This window comes from Ideonella alba, assembly GCF_018069845.1.
GTDB classification, from domain to species: domain Bacteria; phylum Pseudomonadota; class Gammaproteobacteria; order Burkholderiales; family Burkholderiaceae_C; genus Ideonella; species Ideonella alba.
The window spans coordinates 40,295-65,816 of sequence record NZ_JAGQDD010000012.1 but is presented as its reverse complement, the minus strand read 5'-3'; the positions used below and the strand labels follow the sequence as shown (position 1 = coordinate 65,816).

Here is a 25,522-nt window from a genome sequence, read left to right as displayed (position 1 = left end):
GCGCCACACCGCCGCAGTCGACCCAACGGCCGGTCAGGGTAGTCAGCCGATCTTCGCTCTGAGCCAGTCGGGCATGGGCGTGGACTTGCCGCTGGGAAAGTCCATCCAGACGGTGGTGGCTCCGCCCTCGGCGTAGATCACGCCGGGCTGGTCGGTGCGCTCCAGCGTGATGAAGGTGTCGAAGCTGCTGCGGCCCGGGTTGGCCACGTAGTGGCGGGCGAGCACATCACCCGGGTACTCGAGCTGGCGGATGAAGTTGCAGAACGCGTTGACGATGACCGGGCCCTGGCCGGCCGGGTTGGGCTGGCCGCCGATGGCGCTGAGCCACTCGATACGCACGATCTCCATGTAGCGGAAGTAGACCGTGTTGTTGACGTGGCCCATCATGTCCATGTCACCCCAGCGGATGGGAATGACCATTTCGTGGCTGAGGGTCTTGTGCTCGGGCAGCGTGAAACGCATGCGGTCTCCGTCAGGGTGTCAGGCCCAGCTGGCGCTTGATCTCGGCCAGTTCCTCGCGCAGGGCGCGCACCTCGTCCGACAGCCGTGCCACCTCGGCGTGCAGCCCGGGGACGTCATCGGGCGGCAGGCTGGCGGGGGCACCGGCGGCTTCCGGCAGGGGCTCGTCGCCCAGCAGATGGGCCCATCGCGCTTCGCGCGCACCGGGTGAGCGCTCCAGGCGACGCACCCGCGGCGGGTCCATCGCGGCCAACTCGTCCAGGAAGGCCTCGACCGAGCCGGTGTCGGCGAAGCGGTGCAGACGCTCGGCGTTCTGACGCAGCTCGGCCGCGGTCTGCGGACCGCGCAGCATCAGCGTGGCCAGCAGCGCGGCCGACTGGCTGGGCACGCCATAGACGCGGGCCAGGTTGTGCTCGTAGCGGGCAACGCGCGCGCCGCTGACCTCGATCACCAGGTTCAGCGGCTTCAGGTCATCCACCGCCTCCAGCACCTGGGCCTCGGTGACGTCCATCACCGGGTGGCGGGCCGTCTTCTGGCTGCAGCCGGCCGCCAGCGCGTTCAGCGACAACGGGTAGGTATCGGGCACCGTGCGCTGCTTCTCGACCAGCACCCCGAGCACGCGCAGCTCGAGCTTCGTCAGCGGGCGCAGCACGTCAGATGCCGAAGCCGTCGTCGGCCTGGATCACCGCGCCGTTGATGAAATGGCTCTCGTTGGCACACAGCATCAAGAGGGCGGTGTCCAGATCCTGCGGCTGGCCCACACGCTTGCGCGGCAGCATCTGCACCAGCTTCTGGCCGGCTTCGGTCTGCCAGTGGTGGTGGTTGATCTCGGTGTCGATGTAGCCCGGGCAGATGGCATTGACGTTGACGCCAAAGCGGCCCCACTCCAGCGCCATCGCGCGGGTCATGTGCACCACGGCCGCCTTGCTCATCGCGTAGACCCCGATCTGGCTCAGCACGCGCAGGCCGGCCATCGAGGCGATGTTGACGATGCGCCCGCCGGTGAAGGTGCCCGGCGCCGCGCCACGCGAGCGGGCAATCATGCGCCGGCCCACCTCCTGCGCGACGAAGAAGGCGCCGCGGGTGTTGGTGTCCATGACGAAGTCGTAGTCGTCCGGCGTGACATCCAGCAGCTTCTGGGTGGTGCTGACGCCCGAGTTGTTGATCAGGATGTCGAGCGTGCCGGTCTCGGTCTCGGCGTGGGCCACGGCCGACTTGATGCTGTCGACGTCGGTGACGTCGAGCTCCACCACGTGGGCGTCGCCGCCCGATCCTTCGATCTCGGCGCGCAGCGTCTTCAGGCGTTCGGTGCGGCGCCCGGCCAGCACCACGGCGGCGCCGGCCTTGGCCAGGGTGCGCGCGAACTGCGCGCCCAGCCCGCTGGAGGCGCCGGTCACCAGGGCCACACGGCCCGAGAGGTCGATCTGGTAGCTCATTGTTCTTCACGGCAGCCGTGCCGCCGTCCTTTCACATGACCAAGCGACAGCCTAGCATGTGAACAGCTGGGCCAGCCAATCGTCCTGCGGCATCGGGCGGTCAAACAGGTAGCCCTGGAATTCGTCCACGCCCAGCGAGCGCAGCAGTTCGAACTGCTCGTCGGTCTCGACGCCTTCGGCCACGGTGCGCAGACCCAGGCCACGGCAGATGTCCAGCGTGCCGCGGATCACCACCAGCGCCTTGTTGTTGTTCAGCGCTTCGGCCACGAAGGCGCGGTCGATCTTGACCTTCTGGAACGGCAGCTTCAGCAGGTGCGACAGCGACGAATAGCCGGTGCCGAAGTCGTCCAGCGCCAGGCTGAAGCCGTGGCGGCGCAGCCGGCCCAGCAGCGGATAGACGGCCGACTCGGTCAGCGCCGATTCGGTCAGCTCCAGCTCCAGCGCCGACGGCAGCACGCCGTGGCGCTGGCAGGCGTGCAAGGCGATGCGCTCGAAGGACGGATTCAGCAGCTGCTTCGGCGACAGGTTCACCGCCACCGGCATCGCCCGGCCGCGCCGGCCCAGCTCGGCCGCCAGGCGGGCCGCCGAATGCAGGGCCTGGCGGCCCAGCAGTTCGATGGCGCCGGTCTGCTCGGCCATCGGGATGAACTCGGCGGGCGACACCACGCCGAAGTCGCGCGTGCTCCAGCGCACCAGCAGCTCGGCCCCCTGCGGCTGACGCTGGGCGTCGACCTTGGGTTGCACGACGAAGCTGAAACCGCTGCGCTCGGCGTCGATGCGCAGCAGGCTTTGCAGGCGCACCCGGCGCATCGCGCCTTCCTCGATCTGCGGCTCGTACATGCGCAGGCAGTTCTTGCCCTGCTCCTTGGCGGTGTACATCGCGGCATCGGCCTTGCGCAGCAGGGTCTGGGCGTCGATGCCGTCATGGGGATGCAGCACCGCGCCGATGCTGGGGCTCATCATCATGTCCTGCGCATAGCCCACGCCGAAGGGCGAGGCCATCGTGGCCAGCAGCACCTGGGCGCTCTGGCGCACCTCGAAGTCGCCGCTGCCAGGCGCCAGCACCAGCACGAACTCGTCGCCGCCCCAACGGCCGATGAAGGCCTCGGGCAGTGCACGCGTCAGGCGCCGGGCCACTTCCTGCAGCACCATGTCGCCGGCGCCATGGCCGAAACTGTCGTTGATCGACTTGAAGCCGTCCAGGTCCATGAACAGCAGACCGAAGGAGTCGCCGCTGCTCTGGTGCAGCCGCTCCTCCAGGTGCTTCTGGATGGCCGCGCGATTGGGCAGCTCGGTCAGGCTGTCCTGAAGCGCCTGGCGGGCGAGCAGGGTCTCGGCCTTCAGGCGCTCGCTGATGTCGTGCATCGAGACGATGCGGCAGGCGCTCTGCCCCGCATGCCCGGCCACGAAGGTGACCGTGGCCGCCACCGGCACCTCGCCCGGCTGGGCGCGCAGGCGCGCCTCGCCGCGCCAGCCGCTGCCCTCGGACGAGGTGTCGGGCAGGCCGATGAAGCGCGACAGCAGTTCGCCCCGCACCTGCCAGGGCGTGTAGCCCGACAACTGGCTGAAGGCCTTGTTGGCCTCGACCACGCGGCCCTCGTCGTCCACCACCAGCAGCGCGTCGTGGGTGCTGGCAAAGGCGGTGGCCAGCAGGTGCAGCGACTGCTCCGATTCGCGCTGGGCGGTGATGTCCTTGATGGTGCCGGCCACCCGCACCGGGCGGCCCAGGTCGTCGCGCTCCAAGGCCCGACCACGCACGCGCACCCAGCGCTCGCCCGGGGCGAGCTGGATGCGGTAGGCCATGTCCACGTCCTCGCGGGCACCGGCCAGGTGCAGGCGCCAGGCCAGGGTCATCGAGTCGCGGTCGTCCGGGTGGACCAGATCAATGAAGGCGCGGCCGCCCACGTCGGGCCAGGCCACCTCGACGCCATCGATGAACAGGCCATGCACCTCGAAGCGCTCGGCCTGGGCCGACCATTCCCAGATGCCTTCGCCGCTGGCCCACAGCGCCATCTGCAGGCGGTGCTCGGACTCGCGGGCCTGCTGCAGCGCGTCGAAGAGCTCGCGGCTCTTGTTCATCAGCAGCGCCTCGGCCGACTTGCGGGCCAGACGCTCGCGCTCCAGACGCCGCGACAGCACCACCGCCTCGTCGGACAGCGGCAGCGGCATCGGTTCGGTGGGCGGGACCTGATCGCTCATCGTGCAGCCCCGGGTGCGCGTGGAGCGGCCGCGCTCATGTCAGGTCCTCCAGCAGGAACTCGGCGCCGTCGTCCAGCGCGGCCATGCTCACGCGACCGCGGCAACCGTAGTGCGCCATCACGCCCTCGATCAGGCCCAGGGCCAGCATCTGCAGGCGCCGCTCCGAGCGGTAGCGCATGCGCATCTGCGTGGATGAGCGCTCCAGCACGTCAAAGTGAGGCAGCTGGGCCTGCGGGTACAGCTTGCGCACCTCGACGTGGATGTGGCCGTCGATCGCCGCGATCAGATCGAAAGGATGGCGGTGGGCCGCGAAATAGTGGCCGTGCGCCTGGCTGAAGCGCTGCGCCAGGTGGCTGCCGAAGCTGCGCACCAGTTCGTCCGCCGAATGCCCGCTGCGCCGGGCCAGGCCCAGGACCATGGCCTGCAGTTCCTCGGCCGGGTAGTAGCCCACGGCCGTGTAGGCACCGCCATGCGCCAGGCCGGCGTCGGCCAGCACCGCATCGGCCACTTCCGGGGAGAAGCGGGCCTCGACCATCTCGATGAATTCGGTGAACACCATGCCCAGCATGGCCACTCCTTGACGCGCGGCGAATCCGCACCTCGCGGCGATGTTAGTTCGCCATCGTTCCACCGTCGCAACGAACTGCAGCCCTGGTGTGGCGCTTATCTCCGACGAAATTCGAACGATCGTGCTTTTTTTGGCCAGCAGCCGATAGAATCACGCCCAGCGCCCGCCAGGGCGGCCCCTGCACGACCTCTCCAGGAACACCATGACTTCCGAAGAACTCCTCGCCCAGTTCGGCCCCCGTGACTCGATGGACTACGACGTGGTGATCGTCGGCGGCGGCCCGGCCGGCCTGTCCACCGCGATCCGCCTGAAGCAGCTGGCCGCTGAAAAAGGCGCCGAGATCAGCGTGGTGGTGCTGGAAAAGGGCTCGGAGCCCGGTGCCCACACCCTGTCGGGCGCGGTGATGGACCCGCGGGCGATCACCGAGCTGTTTCCCGACTGGAAGGACCGCGGCGCGCCGCTGAACCAGCCGGTCACCAGCGACGACATCCTGTTCCTGTCGGCCGACGGCGCCACCCGCACGCCCGACTGGCTGGTGCCCGATTGCTTCCACAACCACGGCAACTACGTGATCAGCCTGGGCGCGGTCACCAAGTGGCTGGGCGAGCAGGCCGAGGCGCTGGGTGTCGAGATCTTCCCCGGCTTCACCGCGGCCGAGCTGGTCTGCGACGAGCAGGGCCGCGTCAAGGGCGTGGCCACCGGCAACGTCGGCCTGGGCAAGGACGGCGAGCCCACCGACAACTTCCAGCTCGGCATGGAGCTGCTGGGCAAGTACACCATCTTCGCCGAGGGGGCCCGCGGCCACCTGGGCAAGCAGCTGCTGCAGCGCTTCAGGCTGACCGAGGGCAAAGATCCGCAGACCTTTGCGATCGGCATCAAGGAACTCTGGGAGGTCCCGGCCGACAAGGCCCAGCCCGGCAAGGTGGTGCACACCGCGGGCTGGCCGATCACCGACGACACCTTCGGTGGCGGCTTCCTCTACCACCTGGAGGGCAACAAGGTCACGCTGGGCTATGTCATCGGCCTGAACTACGCCAATCCCTGGATGAGCCCCTTCGAGGAGATGCAGCGCTGGAAGACCCACCCGGCCATCCGCGCCCACATCGAAGGCGGCAAGCGCATCGGCTACGGTGCGCGGGCGATCAACAACGGCACGCCGCAGGCCCTGCCCAAGCTGGTCTTCCCGGGTGGTGCGCTGGTGGGCTGCGATGCCGGCACGATGAACGCCGCACGCATCAAGGGCAGCCACGCGGCGATCAAGAGCGGCATGCTCTGCGCCGAGGCGCTGTTCGAGGCCCTGCAGGCCGGCCGCAGCCTGGATGAACTCAGCGCCTTCAGCGCCGCCTTCGAGGCCAGCTGGCTGCACGAGGAACTGCAGCGCACCAAGAACTTCAAGCTCTGGTTCAAGAAGGGCCAGACGGTGGGCAAGCTGATGACGGGCATCGAGCAGTGGCTGATGCCCAAGCTGGGCATGCCGGTGCCGCCCTGGACGCTGCACAACGACACGCCCGACCATGTCTGCCTGAAGCCGGCGGACCAGTGTCAGAAGATCGACTACCCCAAGCCCGATGGCCAGCTGACCTTTGACCGCCTGTCCTCGGTGTTCATCAGCAACACCAACCACGAGGAGAACCAGCCGGCCCACCTGCGCCTGACCGATGCCGCGGTGCCGGTGGCGGTGAACCTGACGAAGTACGCCGGCCCCGAGGGCCGCTACTGCCCGGCCGGCGTCTACGAGTTCGTGAACAAGGACGGCGCCGATCAGCTGGTGATCAACGCGCAGAACTGCGTGCACTGCAAGACCTGCGACATCAAGGACCCGACGCAGAACATCACCTGGGTGACCCCGGAAGGTGGTGGCGGTCCGAATTACGCGGGCATGTGACCCGCGTCAGTCGAACTGCAACGCGGGCATGTGACCCGCGTCAGCGACCCCGCAGCGGCGCCCCCACCGGGCGCCTTTTTCATGCCCCCGCGGCGGGTTCGTCCAGCGGCTGCACCGTCACCGCCACCCGCGGCTGCACCCGCCCGCCGCCGCGGATCACGCCGCGCAGCGGCGCCACGTCGGCGTAGTCGCGGCCCCAGGCCAGTGTGACGTGGTCCAGCCCGGCCGGCACCCGGTTGGTGGGGTCCAGCGCCAGCCAGCCCTGCTCGGGGCACCACAGGGCTGCCCAGGCGTGCGAGGCGTCGGCGCCCACCAGGCGCGGCTGACCCGGCGGCGGCTGGGTCAGCAGGTAGCCGCTGACATAGCGCGCCGCCAAGCCCAGCGAGCGGCAGGCACCGATCATCACATGGGCGAAGTCCTGGCAGACGCCCCGGCGCAGCGCCAGCGCTGCCACCGCCGTGGTGCCGGCATCGGTGGCGCCGTGCCCGTAGGCGAAGTCGTCGTGCACCCGCGCCATCAGGTCCAAGGCGGCGGCGGCCATCGGGCGGCCCGGCGTGAAACTCAGGCGCGCGTAGGCGGCCAGCTGCGGGTCGCGCGGGGCGAGTTCGGTGCCCAGCGTGAACTCCACCGCCTCGCGGTGGGTGGTGCCGGCGTGGTAGCGCAATGATTCGGCGACCGATTCCCAGGCGGGGCTGCTGTCCGGGTCGATGGCGGGCGGCGCGCTGAGGCCGGCCTCGAAGCGGCTGCGCACCCGCAGTTTGTCGTGCACCCGCGAGTGGCTGAAGGTGATGCGGCCATTGCCCCAGGGGTCCAAGCTGACCTGGCTGGGCGGCAGCGCCTGGCCGGCCGGACCAGCCAGCGCCAGCCATTCGTCGGGCGTGGGGTCGATGCTCAGGTCCCAGGCGCGCACCAGCTGGGTCTCGCTGCTGCGCGGCACCAGACAGGCCACGTGATGGGCCAGCTCCACCGGCAGCTCGTAGTCGTAATGGGTGTCGTGGCAGATGCTGAGCCAGCGCAATGCCCCGGTCATCGTCCGCCCTTCACTGCCAGACCATGCGGTCTGCCGGACCGACATGCGAGAACAGGCGCTGGCCCAGCGCATCCGACAGCCCCCTGACCTGCTGCCCGCACTGCGCGAGCAGCGTGATCAGCGGCGCATGGCCGCCGGCGTCATCCGGGGTGCTGATCAGCTCAAGGGGCCAGTCCTCGGGCCGCGGCAGCGTCGCGGCCACCTCCTGCGCCCAGGCGGCATCGTGGCGCGACAACTTGATGAAGCGGTCGCGCATGGTGCGCGCCACCCAGGCCAGGGCACGCGGGTTGTCGGTGTCGTGCACCAGCAGGTGCAGCAGCGGCGGCAACTCGCGCCGCGCCTGGAACTGGGCGCGGTAGGTGATGGTGGAATCGAACAGACCCAGCAGCAGCGCGAAGCCCTCGTCACGGCGGTGCAGGCCACGCTCGATGCCCAGCGCCAGCGCATGGGCATGGAAGTCCAGGCGTTCGATCTGCCGGCCCACGCTGAGCAGGCGCCAGCCATCGTCGCGGGTCATGCGGTCGGTCTGGGCGCCGGTGATCGCGGCCAGATGGGTGGCGGCGCGTGCCAGCACGCCCATCACGTCGGCCAGTGGCTCGGCGGCGGCGGTGTCCAGCGCAGCACGCAGGTGCTGGTCGAAGTGCTCGCCGACCTCGCGGATCAACTTCCAGTGCTCGGGCGACAGGCGTTCGCGCAGGGCCTGGGCGCAGCGCATCAGGGCCTGCAGGTTGTAGGCCACGCTGGTGGCGCCCTGGGCGTCGCCCAGCGCATGCACCAGCGCCCGCTCGAACACCCGCACCGACTGCTGCGGCGTGGGCACGCCGGTGCCCACCAGCCCGTGGTGGCGGGCCAGGGTGTCGAGCACGCCCAGCACCTCGGCCGAGGCGCCGGTGATCAGCGAGCCGGTCAGCGCCTCCAGCGTCAGGCGGGCCAGGCGCACGCAGTTCTCGGCGCGCTCGCTGTAGCGGCCCAGCCAGAACAGGTTTTCGGCGGAGCGGCTGGTGACGCTGCGGTGCCAGCTGGCCAGGTCGGCGGCGCTCAAGGGGCGCGGCAGCAGGCTGGTCGGGTCGACCTCGCCCCCGGTCTGCACCCAGGTGTCGGCGCTGCTGTGGCCATGCTGCATCGACAGCCAGGGGTTGGCGCCGCCATCGCCCTCGGCCGCCACGCGGGCCATGCCGCCCGGGACCACGCGCCAGCCGCCGCGGCCATCGGCCACGGCGAACACGCGCAGCACCGCGCTGCGCGCCAGCAGGCGGCCCTCGCGCCAGACCGGGGTCTCGGCGCCGCGCATCGGCGCCTGCAGTGTGCAGGCAGCAGGGTCGTCGTCAATGCGCTGCAGCAGCGCGGCACGCGCCCGGGCATCCAGCGCCGCCACCCGCTGCGGCACCAGGCCCGGCCGCCCTGGGCCGGGGGCAAAGGTGGGCACGGCGATGAAGTCGCCCAGACGTGCGCGGTGGTCCTGCCACACGGCTTCTTCGCCACACCACCAGGTGGTCACCGCGGGCAGGGCCAGCGGCTCGCCCAGCAGGCGCTCGGCCACCGCCGGCCAGAAGGCCGCCAGGCCCGGGCTTTCCAGCCAGCCGGCGCCGGGCGCGTTGGCCACGACCACCTCGCCGGCCCGCAGCGCCTGCAACAGGCCGGCCACGCCCAGCGCGGAGTCAGGGCGCAGCTCCAGCGGGTCGAGGTACTCGTCATCCACCCGGCGCAGCACCACGTGCACCCGCTCCAGACCGTGCAGGGTCTTCAGGTAGACGCGGTTGGCGCGCACCGTCAGGTCGGCGCCTTCGACCAGTGCGATGCCCAGGTAGCGGGCCAGGAAGACCTGCTCGAAATAGGTTTCGTTGGCCGGGCCGGGGGTGAGCAGCACCACGCGCGAGCGCTCGCCAGCCGGCGACAGCCGCATCAGGCCCTGCAGCATGCCCAGGAAGCTGGAGGCCAGCCGCTGCACGCGCAACTCGCGGAAGGCGATGGGGAACTGCTGCGCCACGATCAGGCGGTTCTCCAGCAGGTAGCCCAGGCCCGACGGCGCCTGGGTGCGCTGCGCGGCCACCCACCAGCGGCCCTCGGGGCCGCGCACCAGGTCGAAGGCCGCCACGTGCAGGAAGACATCGCCGGCCGGGCGGCAACCATGCATCGGCCGCAGGTACTGCGGGTGGCCCAGCACCAGCGAAGCCGGCAGCAGGCCCTCCTCCAGCAGGCGGCGCTCGCCGTAGGCGTCGCGCAGCACGGCATCGAGCAGGCGCGCGCGCTGGGCCACGCCGCGCTCGATCTGCGCCCAGTCGTCGGGACCGATCAGCGTGGGCAGCGACTCCAGCGGCCAGGCACGCTGGCTCTGGCCGCCGTCGGCATAGACGTTGTAGGTGGCGCCATCCTCCAGCACGCGGCGCTGGATGCGCGCCTGGCGGGCCGGCAGGTCGGCCCAGCCCTCGGCGCCGATGGCGGTGAAGAAATCACGCCACAGCGGCGCCATGCCGGCAAGCGGCGCGCCAGCCTCTCCCAGCCGGCCCAGCAGCTCGCTGAAATGGCCCTCACGCCCGCGCACGGCGGCCGCCAGCGCCAACGCCACAGGGTCGACGACGGCGTCATCGGGCAGGAGGCTGGGCTGCTGCGGTTGCATGCCCCAATGATGCCTTGCCTGCGGCGCCGGCTGGTCCGCCTCCACGAACGCTGCCCGATCTCAGCGCCCGGCGCGGCGCATGTCGAGGGTGAACGGGAACTCCAGGCTGCGCTCCGGCATCGGCGCGTCCACGGTGCCCGGCGTGTGGCCCATCGCGAAGAAGCGCGCCAGACGGCGGCTCTCGGCCTCATAGGCGTTGACCGGGAAGGTGACGTAGTTGCGGCCGCCCGGATGCGCCACGTGGTACTGGCAACCGCCCAGCGAGCGGCGCATCCAGGTGTCGATCAGGTCCACCGTCAGTGGCGCGTGCACACCGATCGTCGGATGCAGCGCAGACGGCGGCTGCCAGGCACGGTAGCGCACGCCAGCAACGAACTCGCCGGCCCGCCCGGTGGGCTGCAGGTCGACGCCCACGCCATTGACGGTGATGCGGTGGCGCGGATCGACCAGGCCGCTGACGCGCAGCTCCAGCCGCTCCAGCGACGAATCCACATAGCGCACCGTGCCGCCGGTGGCGCCCTCCTCGCCCATCACATGCCAGGGCTCCAGCGCGCTGCGCAGCGTGACGTGCACGCCGCGTGCGGCGAACTCGCCGATCTTCGGGAAGCGGAACTCGAAGTGCGGCGCGAACCAGCCGGGCTCCATCGCGTAGCCGGCTTGCTGCATCTCCTCCATCACGTCGGCGAAGTCCATCTGCACGAAGGCCGGCAGCAGGAAGCGGTCATGCAACTCGGTGCCCCAGCGCACCAGCGGCGCACGGTAGGGCGTGGTCCAGAAGCGGGCGATCAGGGCGCGCAGCAGCAGTTGCTGCACGATGCTCATGCGGGCATGCGGCGGCATCTCGAAGGCGCGCAGTTCCAGCAGGCCCAGGCGACCGGTGCTGCTGTCTGGCGAGTAGAGCTTGTCGATGCAGAACTCGCTGCGGTGGGTGTTGCCGGTCACGTCGACCAGCACGTTGCGCAGCGTGCGGTCGACCAGCCACGGCGGCATGTCCTGGCCGTAGAGCGCCTTGCTGCGCTCGATTTCGCCCAGCGCAATCTCCAGCTCGCGCAGCTGGTCGTTGCGCGCCTCGTCCACCCGCGGCGCCTGGCTGGTCGGGCCGATGAACAGACCGCTGAACAGGTAGCTGAGACTGGGGTGGTTGTGCCAGTAGGCCAGCAGCGAGCCCAGCAGGTCCGGGCGGCGCAGGAAGGGCGAATCAGCCGGCGTGGCGCCGCCCAGCACGATGTGGTTGCCGCCGCCGGTGCCGGTGTGGCGGCCATCGAGCATGAACTTCTCGGTCGACAGGCGCGAGCGCCAGGCGGCGTCATAGAGGAACTCGGTGTGCTGGACCACCTCGCTCCAGCGATGGGCCGGATGGATGTTGACCTCGATGACGCCCGGATCCGGCGTGACCTGCAGCAGCTTCAGGCGCGGGTCGCGCGGCGGCGGGTAGCCTTCCAGCACCAGCTTGACGCCCTGTTCGGCCGCCGTGGCTTCCACCGCGGCCAGCAGCGCCAGGTAGTCCTCCAGGCGCTGCAGCGGCGGCATGAAGACGTACATCACGCCACTGGCCTGGCCGACCGCCTCGGCCTTGGGGCCGTTGGCGCGGCGCGGATCGCGCACCTCCACGCACAGCGCGGTGCGGGTGATCCAGTGGGCGCTCTGGAAACGCTCAGGGCGCTGGTCCAGCGGCACGGAGGCAGCGCCGGGCGCCGCGCCGGCGTCGCCCTGGCCGGGCACCCGCTCGCCCTGCCCCTGACCCGTGCCGACGCCCAGGTCGGCGGCAGCGCCAGCGCCTGCCAGACCAGCGCCGTCCAGGTCGGCCGACTGCAGCGCCACCGTGCCGCCCTCGGCAAAGCCGCCGCCGACGCGGTGAGCGGCATAGCCCTGTTCGCCGCCCACCTCATGGGCGAACTGCGCCTTCAGCCGGCTGGCGGCCGGCAGCGCGTCGCGCGGCGCGAAGGGGTCGTGTTCGTGCAGGAAGGGGTACTCGCCCTTGCCCACCCAGGGCAGCGAGTCCAGCGGCAGGCGGTAGCCCATCGGCGAATCGCCGGGGAACAGGTACATGCGCTCGTCGCGGAAGAACCAGGGGCCGGTGACCCAGCGGGTGCCGCTCAGGCCCGGACCCTCGTCGACCTTGATCGGCAGCACATAGCCGACCTCGTGGTCCAGGCCCTGGTCGAAGACGCGACGCAGACGCAGGCGCTCCAGTTCGTCGTCCAGGCGGGAGTCGAACGGATCGACGTTGACCGGCAGCCGGCGCTCGCGCCACAGGTAGTACCAGGTGTCTTCAAAGCCGGTCTGGATGTAATCGGTGCTCAGGCCCAGGCGGCGGGTCAGGGCGAGCAGGAAACGCTTGGCATCGGCCGAGGTGTAGGCATGCGGGTCGCGCTCGTCGGCGAACAGCGACGGGTCGTTCCAGCAGGGCTGACCGTCGGCGCGCCAGCAGATCGACAGCGCCCATCGGGGCAGTTGCTCGCCGGGGTACCACTTGCCCTGGCCGTAGTGCAGGAAGCCACCCTGGCCGTACTCCGCCCGCAGGCGCTGCACCAGGTCCTGGGCATACAGGCGCTTCGTGGGGCCCAGTGCGTCGGTGTTCCACTCGGCGCCGTCACGGTCGTCCACCGAGACGAAGGTGGGCTCGCCGCCCATGGTCAGGCGCACGTCGCCGGCCTGCAGCTCGGCATCGACCTGCTCGCCCAGGCGCAGCACGCGCGCCCACTGGTCCTCGGTGTAGGGCTTGGTGACGCGCGGCGATTCCCAGATGCGGGTGATGCCCATCTCGTGGCCGAAACTGACCTCGGACTCGTCCACCGCGCCGGAGATGGGGGCCGCGCTGCTGGGCTGCGGCGTGCAGGCCAGCGGGATGTGGCCCTCGCCGGCCAGCAGGCCGGAGGTGGGGTCCAGGCCGATCCAGCCGGCACCCGGCAGGTAGACCTCGCACCAGGCGTGCAGGTCGGTGAAGTCGACCTCGGTGCCGCTGGGGCCATCCAGGGCCTTGACGTCGGGCGCCAGCTGGATCAGGTAGCCCGAGACGAAGCGCGCCGCCAGGCCCAGGTGGCGCAGCATCTGCACCAGCAGCCAGCCGGTGTCCCGGCAGGAGCCACTGCCCTTGGTCAGCGTCTCCTCGGGCGTCTGCACGCCCGGTTCCATGCGGATCGTGTAGGCGATGTCGCGCTGCAGGCGCTGGTTCAGGCCCACCAGGAAATCGATCGTGCGGGTCTTCTCGGTGGGCACGCTGGCCAGCAGCGCGGCCAGCCGGGGCGTGGCCGGCTCGACCACCAGGTAGGGCGCCAGCTCGGCGCGCAGGCTGTCGGTGTAGGCGAAGGGGACGTGCTCGGCCTCGGGCTCCAGGAAGAAGTCGAAGGGGTTGTAGACCGACATCTCGGCCACCAGGTCGATGGTGACCTTGAACTCGGTGGTCTTCTCGGGAAAGACCAGGCGCGCCATGTAGTTGGCGAAGGCGTCCTGCTGCCAGTTGATGAAGTGGCCGGCCGGCTCGACCTGCATCGAGTACGACAGGATGGGCGTGCGGCAGTGCGGCGCCGGCCGCAGCCGGACGATCTGCGGCGACAGCCCCACGCGGCGGTCGTAGCGGTAATGGGTGACGTGCTTGAGGGCGACGTGGATGGACACGGGCGTTCCTTGGTGGAAATCGAATCTCGGACTGGCGACGACGCGACCCCCCGATGCAGGTGCACCCGAGGATCGCCGTCGACGGTGATCAGGTCGTGACGCTCAGGACGGCACCAGGAAGTCGCGGCTGATGCCCGCCCCCAGATCGCCCACGCGGTCGAGGTACTGGCTCAGGTAGGCATGCAGGCCGGTCTCGAGGATCTCCTCGATGCGCGCGTATTCCAGGTCGCTGGCCAGCCGGCCGGCCAGACGCAGGGTCTCGGCCGATTGCTGGTTGGCCACCCGCTTGAGGTTACGCAGCACCTGACCGGTGCAATGGGCCAGCGAGCGCGGCATGTCGGCGCGCAGGATCAGCAACTCGGCCACCTTGGGCGGCTCGATCACGTTGCGGTAGACCTTGCGGTAGATCTCGAAGGCAGAGACCGAACGCAGGATCGCCGACCAGTGGTAGAAGTCCTGCTCACCGCCCCGCGGGCCGCTGTCGCCGGCCGGGTGGCCCTGCAGCGCGTGGAACTTCACGTCCAGCAAGCGGGCGGTGTTGTCGCCGCGCTCCAGGAAGGAGCCGATGCGGATGAAGTTGAAGGCCTCGTCCTGCAGCATCGTGCCCACGGTCACGCCGCGCGAGAGGTGCGAGCGGAACTTCACCCACTCGAACAGCGCCGACGGGTCGCGCGCCAGCAGGCCGTCCTTGAGCAGGCGGTTGAACTCCAGCCAGGTCTGGTTGGTGGTCTCCCAGACCTCGGTGGTCAGCGTGCCGCGGATGGCGCGGGCGTTCTCGCGCGCGGCGCGCAGGCAGCACAGGATCGACGAGGCGTTGCGTTCGTCGCGGACCATGAAGTCCTGCACCCGGGCGGCGTCGATCGCGCCATAGCGGGCCTGGTAGTCCTGGGTCAGTTCGGAGATCGACAGCAGACCGCGCCAGCCCTGCTCGGCGGTGTCGCTGGACTGGGGCAGCAGCGAGGTCTGGTAGTTGACATCGAGCATCCGGGCCGTGTTCTCGGCCCGCTCCATGTAGCGGGACATCCAGAACAGGTGATCGGCGGTACGAGAGAGCATGTTCTTGTTTCCTGAAGGGGCCGATCGGGGGGTCAGTTCTCGAGCACCCAGGTGTCCTTGGTGCCGCCACCCTGGCTGCTGTTGACGACCAGCGAGCCCTCTTTCAGGGCGACGCGCGTCAGGCCGCCGGGCACCATCTGCACCTCGGTGCCCGAGAGCACGAAGGGACGCAGGTCGATGTGGCGCGGCGCGATGCCGCTGTCGACGAAGGTGGGGCAGGTCGACAGGCTCAGCGTGGGCTGGGCGATGTAGTTGCTGGGGTTGGCCACGAGGTGGGCGCGGAAGTCCTCGATCTCGGCCCGGGTGGCGGCCGGGCCGACCAGCATGCCGTAGCCGCCGGCACCGTGCACTTCCTTGACCACCAGTTCGTCCAGGTGGTCGAGCACATAGGCCAGGTCGTCCTTCTCGCGGCACAGGTGGGTGGGCACGTTGTGCAGGATGGGCTTCTCGCCGAGGTAGAACTCCACCATCTTGGGCACGTAGGGGTAGATCGACTTGTCGTCGGCGATGCCGGTGCCGATCGCATTGCTCAGCGTGACGTTGCCGGCCTTGTAGGCGTCGACCAGACCGGCGCAGCCCAGCGTGGAGTCCTTGCGGAAGACCTGCGGGTCGAGGAAGTCGTCGTCAATGCGGCGGTAGATCACGTCCACCCGCTTGGGGCCCTGCGTGGTGCGCATGAAGACGGTGCGGTCCTTGACGAACAGGTCCTGGCCCTCGACCAGTTCCACCCCCATCTGCTGCGCCAGGAAGGCGTGCTCGAAGTAGGCCGAGTTGTACATGCCGGGGGTGAGCACCACCACGGTGGGGTCGGCCACCTGGCGCGGCGCGACGCTGCGCAGGGTTTCGAGCAGCAGGTCGGGGTAGTGCGCCACCGGTGCGACGCGGTGCTGGGCGAACAGCTCGGGGAAGAGCCGCATCATCATCTTGCGGTTCTCCAGCATGTAGCTGACACCGCTGGGCACGCGCAGGTTGTCCTCCAGCACATAGTAGGTGCCGCTGCCGTCAGGCTGGGCAGCGCGCACGATGTCGATGCCGGCGATGTGCGAGTACACGTCCTGCGGCACATCGACGCCCATCATCTCGGGGCGGAACTGGGCGTTGTTCTGGATCTGCTCGCGCGGCACGATGCCGGCCTTGAGGATCTCCTGGCCGTGGTAGATGTCGTGGATGAAGCGGTTGAGTGCGGTGACGCGCTGGCGCAGGCCCTTCTCCATCTCGCGCCATTCATGGGCGGGGATGACGCGCGGGATCAGGTCAAACGGAATCAGGCGCTCGGTGCCCTCCCCCGAGTCCTTGTCACCGTAGACGGCAAAGGTAATGCCGACGCGGCGGAAGATCATCTCCGCCTCTTCGCGCCGCGCCTGCATGCCATCGCGCGGCTGGCGGGCCAGCCATTGGTCGTAGGTCTTGTAATGCGGGCGCACCGTGGTGCTGGTGGCCTGCATCTCGTCGAAGCTGGGTCTCATTCGGTCTCTCCTGCCTCCGGCTTAGCAACAAGCGCACCAGCCGGCGGGGGCGGCACATCGGATGGCCGATGGTGCCAGTAGCGGCGATGCACATCGCGGGTGCACGATGCACCAGCATCATCCCACCGCCAGGCGCCGCAGACATCCGTACGCACCACATCGATGCTCGCCGCCCGATAGCGGGCCATCACCTCGGGATGCGGGTGGCCGTAGCGGTTGCGGTAGCCCAGCTGCATCACGGCCACGGTCGGCCGCGTGGCGCCCAGCAGCGCGTCGGAGGAGGAGCTGCGGCTGCCGTGGTGCGGCACCAGCAGCACCGACAGTGGCGGGCGCGCCGCCAGGCCGGGGGCCAGCGCGGCTTCTTCGGCGACGCCGATGTCACCGGTCAACAGCAGGGCGCGACCCTGCTCATCATCGACGCGCAGCACGCAGCTGGCCGCATTGGTGGCGCCCTGGCGGCGGGCGCCGGGTTCGGGCGGCCACAGCACCTCGAAGTGCACGCCATCCCAGACCCATGCCTGGCCGGCCTGGCAGGGCTGGGCGCCGGTTCGGTCCGCCAGCAGCGGATGCGATGGGTCCAGCGAATGCCGCAGCCGCGCCACCGGCAGCCGGCGCAGCAGGCTGCCTGCACCGCCGATATGGTCCAGGTCGCCGTGGCTCAGCAACAGTTCGTCGATCTGCCGCTCGCCCAGCGCCCGCAGCGCCGGCCAGATCACCCGCTCGCCGGCGTCTTCGCCCTCGCCCTGGGCGGGCCCGGCGTCGTAGACCAGCAGGTGATGGCGCGTGCGCACCAGGGCCACACTGCCCTGCCCCACGTCCAGCGCCTGCACCCACCAGTGGCCGGGCGCTGGCAGGCGTTGCGCCGGCCAGAGCACCGGCAGGGCCAGCAGCAGGGACAGGGCCTGCACCAGCCGGGGCAGGCGCCAGACGGCCAATCCCGCCCCCAGCATCGCCGGCGCGACCAGCCAGCCGGGCCCGGCCGGCACCGCCAGGCTGGCCCAATGGCCTTGTGCCAATGCGTCGGTGAGCCACAGCAGCGGCGCCAGCAGCACGGCGGCGACTGTCAGGACCGGCGGCCACAGCAAGCCCAGCAGCGCCAGCGGCGTGATGACCCAGGTCACCCAGGGCACGGCCACCAGGTTGGCCGGCCAGGCGGCCAGCGACCATTGGTTGAACCACAGCACCACCAGCGGCGCCAGGCCCAGGCCCACCACCCACTGGGTGCGCCAGGTCTGGGCCAGCGCCGCGCCTATGCGTCGCCAACCCGGCCCGCTGGCCGCGCGGGGCTCGGGATCGGCCGCCAACAGCCAGGTCACGGCCACGAAGGACAGCCAGAACCCTGGTTGCAGCAAGGCCCAGGGATCGAGCGTGGCCACGCCCGCGGCCGCCCACACGCCCCGCAGCAGCGCCGGCCAGCGCCAGCCGACATGCGCCATCGCCACCCCCAGTGCCAGCATGCCCACGGTGCGCTGGGCCGGCACGCCCCAGCCCGACAGCACGGCATAGGCCGCCGCCAGGGCCAGCCCGCCCCAGCGGGCCACCCAGGGCGTTGGCCAGCGCGCCACGCCAGCGGGCCAGCGCCGCCACACCACCGCCAGCAGCGCCTGCGCCAACGCAGCGAACAGCGTGATGTGCAGGCCGCTGATCGACATCAGGTGCGCCACGCCGGTGTCGCGGAACACCGCCCACTGCGCCGGCCCGATCGCCGACTGGTCACCGATCGCCAGCGCCGCCAGCACACCCACCGTGGCCGGGTCGGGGCCGGACAGCAAGATGCGGTCGCGGGCCCGCTGGCGCAACCAGCCCAGCGCTTCCTCGGGCACCCACCAGCGCGGCGGACCCAGACGCTGGGCCACCGCGCCGCGGCCGGTGCGCACCTGGCCAAAGCCGCCCAGGCCACGCTCGAAGGCCCACAGTTCGGCATCGAAACCCTGCGGGTTGAGCTGGCCATGCGGTGAACGCAGGCGCACCGGCAGACGCCAGGCCTCGCCCGCGGCCAGCGCGGCGGGGGCCGCCAGCGCGCCGTCGGCGGTGGGCCAGACCAGCCACAGGCGGCTGGGCAGGGGCGTGCTCAGCGGGCCTTCGGACTCGTCCAGCAACGGCGCGGCGGGGTCAGGCTCGAAGGCGAAGCGCAGGCCGTCGGCCTGCACCTGCACCAGGCCCTGGACACGACCCTGCAGGCGCAGGTCGCGGCCCTCCAGCGCCGGGGCCAGCCGGTCCTGCAGGCGGCTGTCGGCGCGCAGGTCGGTGCTGCCCGCCGCCACGCTCAGCAGGCCGGTGGCCAGCAGCAGCGCGGGCCAGGGGCCACCGCGTCGGGACCAGGCCGCCGCCAGTCCCAGACAGGCGGTGCCCAGCCCGAGCACCGCCCATGCCACGCCGGGCGGCAGCAGCTCGGCCTGCTGCAACTGCCCGGCCAGCCCCAGCATCCAGACCACCGGCCACGCCGCCAGTTGCCAGGGCTGCGGCTGCCGGGTCAGGGGGACTGCACAGCGGGCGTCGGGCGTCGCGGCGGCCATGGCGCAGTGTAGGATCGCGGCCCGCATTCGCCTCTCCCCCAAAGGAGCCATCCATGTCCGTTGCCGCCCGCCTGCAGAGCCTGGGCATCACCCTGCCGCCGGTGGCCGTGCCCGCCGCCGCCTATGTGCCGTTTGTCCAGACCGGCTCGCTGGTCTTTCTGTCCGGCCACATCGCCAAGAAGGATGGCAAGCCCTGGGTGGGCCAGCTGGGCCTGACGATGGGCACGGAAGAAGGCAAGGCCGCGGCCCGGGCGATCGCGATCGACCTGCTGGGCACGCTGCAGGCCGCCTGCGGTGACCTGGACCGCGTGGTACGTATCGTCAAGGTGATGAGCCTGGTGAACTCCGCGCCCACCTTCACCGAGCAGCACCTGGTCACCAACGGATGCTCGGAGCTGCTGGCCGAGGTCTTCGGCCCCGAGGTGGGCGCCCATGCGCGCAGCGCCTTCGGCGTGGCGCAGATCCCGCTGGGCGCCTGTGTCGAGATCGAGCTGATCGCCGAGCTCAAGGCCTGACGATGTCGCTGGTCCGCACCCTGGCCCGTCCGCGGCCGCTGCTGCTGCTGACCGCGCTGGCCTGCTGGTCCGCGGTGGGCCTGGCGCTGCTGTCGCAGTACCGCTTCGACATGCCGCCCTGCCCCTGGTGCACGCTGCAGCGCCTGATCTTCCTGGTGCTGGGCGCCGCCGCGCTGCTGGGCGCGGCGGTCGAGCCGCTGCGCAAGCCGCTGGCCGGGCTGGGCATGCTGCTGGCGCTCAGCGGCGTGGCGGCGGCGCTGTGGCAGCACTTCGTGGCCGCGGCCAGCGCCTCGTGCAACCTGACGCTGGCCGACCGCATCCTCGATGGCCTGGGCCTGCTGGACCTGGCGCCCGAGGTGTTCATGCCGATGGCCTCCTGTGCCGACGCGGCGGTGAACCTGCTGGGCGTGCCCTACGCCTTCTGGAGCCTGGCGCTGTTCGCACTGGCCGGTCTGGCCTGCCTGGCCGCGCTGCGCCGCTGAAGCCCGCGAGGCTGACGCGGGTCAAGCGCCGCGCGACAATGCACAGCGATGATGCACGCTGCCCTGGGCAGCGCTGCCGCTGCCATGACCTGCCGCGAAAGTTCTGCCGTGAGCGATTCCACCTCCTTCGATACCGACGTGCTGATCGTCGGCGCCGGCCCTGCCGGTCTGGCGCTGGCCTGCGCGCTGGCGGATGCCGGCATCCGCAGCCATGTCCTTGAGCAGGCCCCGCGCGACAGCCTGGTGGCGCCGCCGGAAGATGGCCGCGACATCGCGTTGACCCACCGCGCCCGCCGCATCCTCACCCAGCTGGGCCTGTGGGAGCGCCTGCCGGCCGACGAGATCGCACCGCTGAGGGCCGCCCAGGTCACCAATGGCGAATCACCGATGGTGCTGCCCTTCGATGGCCGCGCCGACGGCCACGAGCAACTGGGCTGGCTGGTGCCCAACCACCGCATCCGCGAAGCCTGCTTTGCGGGTGCCAGCGCGCGCGCCGAGCGGGTCACGATCACCGGCGACGCCCGCGTCACCGCGCTGGACCGCGACGCCAGCGGCGCCAGCGTCACGCTGGCCAGTGGCCAACGGCTGCGCGCCCCGCTGGTGATCGCCGCCGACAGCCGCTTCTCCACCGTGCGCCGCATGGCCGGCATCGGTGCGCGCATGCTGGATTTCGGCCGCACCGCCATCGTCGCGCGCATGCGCCACGAGTTGGAACACGACGGCACCGCCCACGAATGCTTCCTGCACGGCCACACGCTGGCCATGCTGCCGATGGCTGGCCGCCAGAGCTCGGCGGTGTGGACCGTCACCAGCGACGGCGCCGCCGCGCTGATGGCCGCCCCCGAGGCCGAGTTCGCCGACAAGGTGGACGCCGCCTTCGGTCATCGCCTGGGCCGGCTGGAGCTGGCTGGACAGCGCCACGCCTACCCGCTGGTGGCGGTCTACGCGCAGCGCTTCTGCGCCGAGCGCTTCGCGCTGATCGGCGACGCCGCCGTGGGCATGCACCCGGTCACCGCGCACGGCTACAACTTCGGTCTCTACGGCATCGAGGTGCTGGCGGCCGAACTCGCCAAGGCGCGCGCCGATGGCCGCGACCTGGGCGACGCCCGGGCACTGCAGGCCTATGCGGACGAACACCGCCGCGTGACGCTGCCGATCTACCTGGGCACCAACCTGGTGGTCAAGCTCTTCACCACCGACACGGCGCCCGCCCAGCTGGCCCGCGAGGCGATCGTGCGGGTGACCAACTGGGTGCCGCCGATCAAGAGCGCGGTCACGCGCCAGCTGACCGGCGACCGGCTGAAGACGCCGTGGGGCGATTTGAAGGCGCCGCCGCTGCCGCAGCTGCCTGCCCTGCCGAAGCTGCCCAAACTGCCGCCGCTGTCCGACCTGCTGCGCTGAGCGTCAGGCATGCGCGGGGCGGTGCGCGCCCCGCTGCCGGACGCACGGCCGCTCAGGCGGCGGTGACCCGCGCGACCTTCATCACGCCCTCGACCTTGTGCCCCTTGCGGGCCCGCTTGCCCAGATGGTGGGCGAAGGCCGCGCCCTTGACCAGTTCGTCCTTGTCCTTGCCGCCGCGGCCGCTGCCCAGCACGCGCAGGCTGTCGCCGCAGGTGGCGGCCGACACCAGCGGCGCCTTGGCGTCCACGTCCATCAGCGTCAGGCCGCGGCCGCCGTTGCTCTGCAACTTCAGCTCGGCCAGCGGGAACACCAGCAGCCGGCCGTCCATCGCCAGGCAGGCGACGTTGGCATGCGTCGAGGCCACCGGCACCGGTGGCAGCAGGCGGTCCGCCGGCTCCAGGCTCAGGAAGCTCTTGCCGGCCCGCTGCCGGCTGGCCAGGTCACCCAGGCGGGCCAGCAGACCAAAGCCGCCGGTGTTGGCCAGCAGCACCACCTGCTCGGCCGGGCCGGCCATCAGGTGGGCCACCTGGGTGCCCGGCTCCAGATCGATCAGGCTGGTCACCGGCACGCCATCGCCGCGGCCGCCTGGCAGGCTGGCCACCGGGATGCTGAAGGCGCGGCCGGTGCTGCCCAGCACATAGAGCGTGTCGACGCTGCGGCAGGCGAAGGTGCCGTACAGGCCATCACCGGCCTTGAACGACAGGTTGGCCACGTCCACCTCATGGCCCTTCATCGTGCGCACCCAGCCCTTGAGGCTGGCGATCACGGTCACCGGCTCGTCGACGATCTTGACCTCGGCCACCACGCGCTTGTCGGCCTGGATCAGCGTGCGGCGCTCGTCGCCGAACTGCTTGGCGTCGGCCTCGATCTCCTTGATCAGCGTGCGCCTGAGCGTGGCCGGGCTGCCCAGGATGTCCTCCAGCTTCGCCTGGTCCTCGCGCAGGCCCTTGAGCTCCTGCTCGATGCGCAGCGCCTCCAGCCGGGCCAACTGGCGCAGCCGGATCTCGAGGATGTCCTCGGCCTGGCGGTCGCTCAGCGAGAAACGGGCGATCAGGGCCGTCTTGGGCTCGTCGCTCTCGCGGATGATGCGGATCACCTCATCGATGTTCAGCAGCACCAGCTGCCGGCCCTCGAGCACATGGATGCGGTCGAGCACCTTGTCCAGGCGGTGGCGGGTGCGGCGCTGCACCGTGGTCTGGCGGAAAGCCACCCACTCGGTCAGCATCTGGCGCAGGCTCTTGGGCACCGGCTTGCCGTCCAGGCCCACCATCGTCAGGTTGACCGGGGCGTTGCTTTCCAGGCTGGTGTGGGCCAGCAGCGCGGTGACCAGTTCCGACTGCTCCACGGTGCGGCTCTTGGGCTCGAAGACCAGCCGCACGGCGGCGTCCTTGCTGGATTCATCGCGCACGGCGTCCAGCACCGCCAGCATGGCCGCCTTGAGCTGCGTCTGCTCCTGGGTCAGCGCCTTCTTGCCGGTCTTGACCTTGGGGTTGGTGAGCTCCTCGATCTCCTCCAGCACCTTCTGCGCGCTGGTGCCCGGCGGCAGTTCGGTCACCACCAGCTGCCACTGGCCACGCGCCAGGTCCTCGATCTTCCAGCGCGCACGCAGCTTCAGGCTGCCGCGACCGCTGCGGTAGGCCTCGCGGATCTCGGCGTCGCTGCTGATCAGCTGGCCACCGCCGGGGTAGTCGGGGCCGGGCAGCAGTTCGAACAGCGCGTCATCGGACAGCTGGTCGTCGCGGATCAGGGCCACCGCGGCGGCGGCCACCTCGCGCAGGTTGTGGCTGGGGATCTCGGTGGCCATGCCCACCGCAATGCCGCTGGCGCCGTTGAGCAGCACGAACGGCAGGCGTGCCGGCAGCTGGCGGGGTTCCTCGAACGCGCCGTCATAGTTGGGCACGAAGTCCACCGTGCCCTCGTCGATCTCGTCGAGCAGCAGGCGGGCGATCGGGGCCAGGCGCGCCTCGGTGTAGCGCATCGCGGCCGCGCTGTCGCCGTCGCGGCTGCCGAAGTTGCCCTGGCCATCGATCAGCGGGTAGCGCAGCGAGAAGTCCTGCGCCATGCGCACCATCGCGTCATAGGCCGCGGTGTCGCCATGCGGGTGGAACTTGCCCAGCACATCGCCCACCACGCGGGCGCTCTTGACCGGCTTGGGCGCACCGCCCGAGCCGCCAAAGCCCAGGCCCATGCGCTGCATGCTGTACAGGATGCGGCGCTGCACCGGCTTGGCGCCATCGGTCACATCAGGCAGGGCCCGGCCCTTGACCACGCTGAGCGCGTATTCCAGGTAGGCGCGTTCGGCGTAGTGCGCCAGCGTGATGGCATCGCCCGCCGGAGCGGCGGGCGCAGAGAACAGATCGGCTTGGTCGGACATGGTGCTTGTTGAAGGGGAAGGCCCACGGGCCAGTGGCCCACGCCAGCGCGGACCCCGGCGGTCCGCACAGCCTTCCGGCGCCGGGCCGAACGACCCGGACGCAGCCCGCCATCTTACCGGCCCGGGCGCACCTGATCGCCAATGAGAAAGGCCGCCGGATCACAGGGATCGGGCGGCCCGTCGGGCGCACAGGGGACCGTGCCGCCAGCGGCACGGTCAGCGCTCATCAGTTGGCGGCGCAGAAGCCTCCTTCCAGCTTCTGCAGCGCGGCCTTGGCCTGCACCAGGCCATTGCCGAACTTGTCGTCGCGGCCCGGGTCGCCCAGGTCCATCGCGGTGTTGTTCAGCACCTTGCGGATCTGCGCTGCCGTGCACTCGGGGTGGAAGCTCCACACCAGGCCCGCCACGCCGGAGACGTGCGGCGTGGCCATTGAGGTGCCGCTGTTGTAAGCGTAGTTCGAGATCGCGACAGCCGCGTTGGCGCTCGAGCCGGCAATGGCCAGCAGCGCTGCGCCATCGGCCTGCGACAGGCTCATCGACGGGATGGTCGTCGGGGCGCCATTCAGCGTGCCGGCGAAGTTGCCCGGCGCGTTGTTGTAGATCACCGCACCCACGCCACCGTTGGCCTCGCAACGGGTCACCTTCTCGGCGAAGGTGATCACGCCGCGCGAAATCAGGCAGACCTTGCCGGCCACGCCGGTGTCATCGGTCTGGCCCAGGCCGAAGTCGTACAGCGGTGCCGAGACGCTGCCCTGCGCCGAGCCGGTCATTGCGATGGCTTCATAGGCGGTGCCATCCACGGTCAGGCTGCCGATCACGCCGGTGCCGGTGGGCACCGACGATAGCGTCAGCACGCCGGGGCCGGCGATTTCGACGTCGGCGTTGAACTGCGAGAAGGTGGCCCAGGCCTTGTTGGCATCGACCGCTGCCACCGAGACGACTTCCTTGAAGCCGGCCGGGTAGGAGATGGCGGTGTTGCCGCCGTTGCCGGCCGCAGCGATGGTCAGGATGCCCGCGGCGTCCAGCGCCTGCGCAGCGTTCTTCTCGACCGCGGTGGACGACGAGCCGCCCAGCGACATCGACACCACGTTGGCGCCCGAGTCCAGGCAGTCCATCATCGCGTCGGCCACGGTCGAGGACGAGGCGCTGCCGCCCGCGTCGAAGACCTTGTTGATGCGCAGGATGACCTGGTTCTTGCCGTTGACGCCGACCACGCCGATCTGGTTGTCGACACCGGCGATCGTGCCGGCGACGTGGGTGCCGTGGCCGTTCTCGTCGGTATTCCACTTGCCGGACGTGGTGAAGTTCTTGCCCGACATCGTGTTCTTCTTCAGGTCCTCGTGCCGGCCGTCGATGCCCGAGTCGATGATGCAGACCACGGGCTGCCAGGCGCCGGTGCCCTTGACCTTGTCGGCCTGCACCAGCGGGATGCCGTAGGGCGCGACCTCGGTGCCGGCAATGGCAGCGCCGCGCAGGACCGGCGTGGCCGTGGGGCCGACGCGCTGGCCCAGCAGGGTGCGCTCGGCGTCGACCTCGACATTGGCCGCGCCCACCAGGGCCTTGAACTGAGCGACCTTGCTGGCCGGCACTTCCACGGCGGTGGCGCCCAGGCGCGACAGGTCGCGCGTGACGCGGCCGCCCACGGCACTGGCGTGGCTGCCCACGGCCATGGTGCTGGCCTGACCATGGTTGACGATCAGCTTGACGGTGGCTTCAGCGGCCACGGCACCGCTGCCAACCAGCGCGGCGGGCGCGGCGATGGCCACGGCGACACACAGGCGGCTGAGCTTGAACGAGGGGATGGACATGACGGGATCCTCAGTCGGGTAACGCGAAGCGTCCGACTGTCCCGGACCACCCCTGGCAGCGTCAACCCCCCAACTTCGAAGGGCGGCGCTGGA

Annotated in this window: 17 protein-coding genes; 4 read left to right on the top strand and 13 right to left on the bottom strand. The window is 70.7% G+C overall.

Features of this window, described 5'->3' with window-relative positions; genetic code table 11:
• Positions 1 to 42: 42 nt before the first annotated feature.
• From KAK03_RS15720 to KAK03_RS15700, 5 genes are read right to left on the bottom strand one after another with little or no spacing between them, the layout of a single operon-like run.
• A complete protein-coding gene (locus KAK03_RS15720; protein ID WP_210855068.1) occupies positions 43 to 462 on the bottom strand; it encodes an acyl-CoA thioesterase in 420 nt (139 codons plus the stop codon).
• Positions 463 to 472: 10 nt separating this feature from the next.
• Entirely contained in the window at positions 473 to 1,111 is a 639-nt protein-coding gene (locus KAK03_RS15715) for a YceH family protein (protein ID WP_210855066.1), read from the bottom strand.
• Between the two features lies 1 nt (position 1,112).
• Positions 1,113 to 1,895, bottom strand: a complete 783-nt coding sequence (locus tag KAK03_RS15710; RefSeq protein WP_210855064.1) for an SDR family oxidoreductase — start codon at positions 1,893 to 1,895, stop codon at positions 1,113 to 1,115.
• A gap of 51 nt (positions 1,896 to 1,946) precedes the next feature.
• The gene (locus KAK03_RS15705; RefSeq protein WP_210855062.1) at positions 1,947 to 4,094 is read right to left on the bottom strand and encodes a putative bifunctional diguanylate cyclase/phosphodiesterase; all 2,148 of its coding nucleotides are present in this window, start codon (positions 4,092 to 4,094) and stop codon (positions 1,947 to 1,949) included.
• A gap of 34 nt (positions 4,095 to 4,128) precedes the next feature.
• Positions 4,129 to 4,662, bottom strand: coding sequence for a heme NO-binding domain-containing protein (locus KAK03_RS15700; protein ID WP_210855060.1), 534 nt, complete (start codon positions 4,660 to 4,662; stop codon positions 4,129 to 4,131).
• Positions 4,663 to 4,864: 202 nt separating this feature from the next.
• Here KAK03_RS15700 and KAK03_RS15695 point away from each other — a divergent pair, with 202 nt between their 5' ends.
• Positions 4,865 to 6,547, top strand: a complete 1,683-nt coding sequence (locus KAK03_RS15695; protein WP_210855058.1) for an electron transfer flavoprotein-ubiquinone oxidoreductase — start codon at positions 4,865 to 4,867, stop codon at positions 6,545 to 6,547.
• A 79-nt stretch (positions 6,548 to 6,626) separates the two neighbouring features.
• Here KAK03_RS15695 and KAK03_RS15690 read toward each other — a convergent pair whose 3' ends face one another.
• From KAK03_RS15690 to KAK03_RS15665, 6 genes are all read right to left on the bottom strand, one after another.
• A complete protein-coding gene (locus KAK03_RS15690; RefSeq protein ID WP_247661198.1) occupies positions 6,627 to 7,577 on the bottom strand; it encodes a transglutaminase family protein in 951 nt (316 codons plus the stop codon).
• A gap of 10 nt (positions 7,578 to 7,587) precedes the next feature.
• A complete protein-coding gene (locus tag KAK03_RS15685; protein ID WP_210855054.1) occupies positions 7,588 to 10,194 on the bottom strand; it encodes a circularly permuted type 2 ATP-grasp protein in 2,607 nt (868 codons plus the stop codon).
• Positions 10,195 to 10,254: 60 nt separating this feature from the next.
• Positions 10,255 to 13,812, bottom strand: coding sequence for a transglutaminase family protein (locus KAK03_RS15680; RefSeq protein WP_210855052.1), 3,558 nt, complete (start codon positions 13,810 to 13,812; stop codon positions 10,255 to 10,257).
• A gap of 102 nt (positions 13,813 to 13,914) precedes the next feature.
• A complete protein-coding gene (locus KAK03_RS15675; protein WP_210855050.1) occupies positions 13,915 to 14,868 on the bottom strand; it encodes an alpha-E domain-containing protein in 954 nt (317 codons plus the stop codon).
• Between the two features lie 32 nt (positions 14,869 to 14,900).
• Positions 14,901 to 16,334 (bottom strand): circularly permuted type 2 ATP-grasp protein, encoded by a 1,434-nt coding sequence (locus tag KAK03_RS15670; protein ID WP_210855048.1) that lies wholly within the window; start codon positions 16,332 to 16,334, stop codon positions 14,901 to 14,903.
• Positions 16,331 to 18,850, bottom strand: a complete 2,520-nt coding sequence (locus KAK03_RS15665; RefSeq protein ID WP_210855046.1) for a DNA internalization-related competence protein ComEC/Rec2 — start codon at positions 18,848 to 18,850, stop codon at positions 16,331 to 16,333. The genes KAK03_RS15670 and KAK03_RS15665 overlap by 4 nt, the downstream gene beginning before the upstream one ends.
• Positions 18,851 to 18,903: 53 nt before the next feature.
• Between KAK03_RS15665 and KAK03_RS15660 the strand changes: the two genes are divergently transcribed.
• The 3 genes from KAK03_RS15660 to ubiM all read left to right on the top strand — a co-directional run bounded on the left by KAK03_RS15660 (position 18,904) and on the right by ubiM (position 21,248).
• Complete coding sequence (locus KAK03_RS15660; RefSeq protein ID WP_210855044.1) at positions 18,904 to 19,365, top strand: RidA family protein; 462 nt, start codon at positions 18,904 to 18,906, stop codon at positions 19,363 to 19,365.
• A gap of 2 nt (positions 19,366 to 19,367) precedes the next feature.
• The gene (locus tag KAK03_RS15655) at positions 19,368 to 19,847 is read left to right on the top strand and encodes a disulfide bond formation protein B (RefSeq protein WP_210855042.1); all 480 of its coding nucleotides are present in this window, start codon (positions 19,368 to 19,370) and stop codon (positions 19,845 to 19,847) included.
• A 108-nt stretch (positions 19,848 to 19,955) separates the two neighbouring features.
• Positions 19,956 to 21,248, top strand: a complete 1,293-nt coding sequence (gene ubiM, locus KAK03_RS15650; protein ID WP_310738627.1) for a 5-demethoxyubiquinol-8 5-hydroxylase UbiM — start codon at positions 19,956 to 19,958, stop codon at positions 21,246 to 21,248.
• Positions 21,249 to 21,300: 52 nt separating this feature from the next.
• Here ubiM and parC read toward each other — a convergent pair whose 3' ends face one another.
• Together parC and KAK03_RS15640 are read right to left on the bottom strand one after the other, a co-directional pair.
• On the bottom strand, positions 21,301 to 23,622 hold the full coding sequence (gene parC, locus KAK03_RS15645; RefSeq protein WP_210855039.1) for a DNA topoisomerase IV subunit A: 2,322 nt from the start codon (positions 23,620 to 23,622) through the stop codon (positions 21,301 to 21,303).
• A 226-nt stretch (positions 23,623 to 23,848) separates the two neighbouring features.
• The gene (locus tag KAK03_RS15640) at positions 23,849 to 25,429 is read right to left on the bottom strand and encodes a S8 family serine peptidase (RefSeq protein ID WP_210855037.1); all 1,581 of its coding nucleotides are present in this window, start codon (positions 25,427 to 25,429) and stop codon (positions 23,849 to 23,851) included.
• Between the last annotated feature and the right edge of the window lie 93 nt (positions 25,430 to 25,522).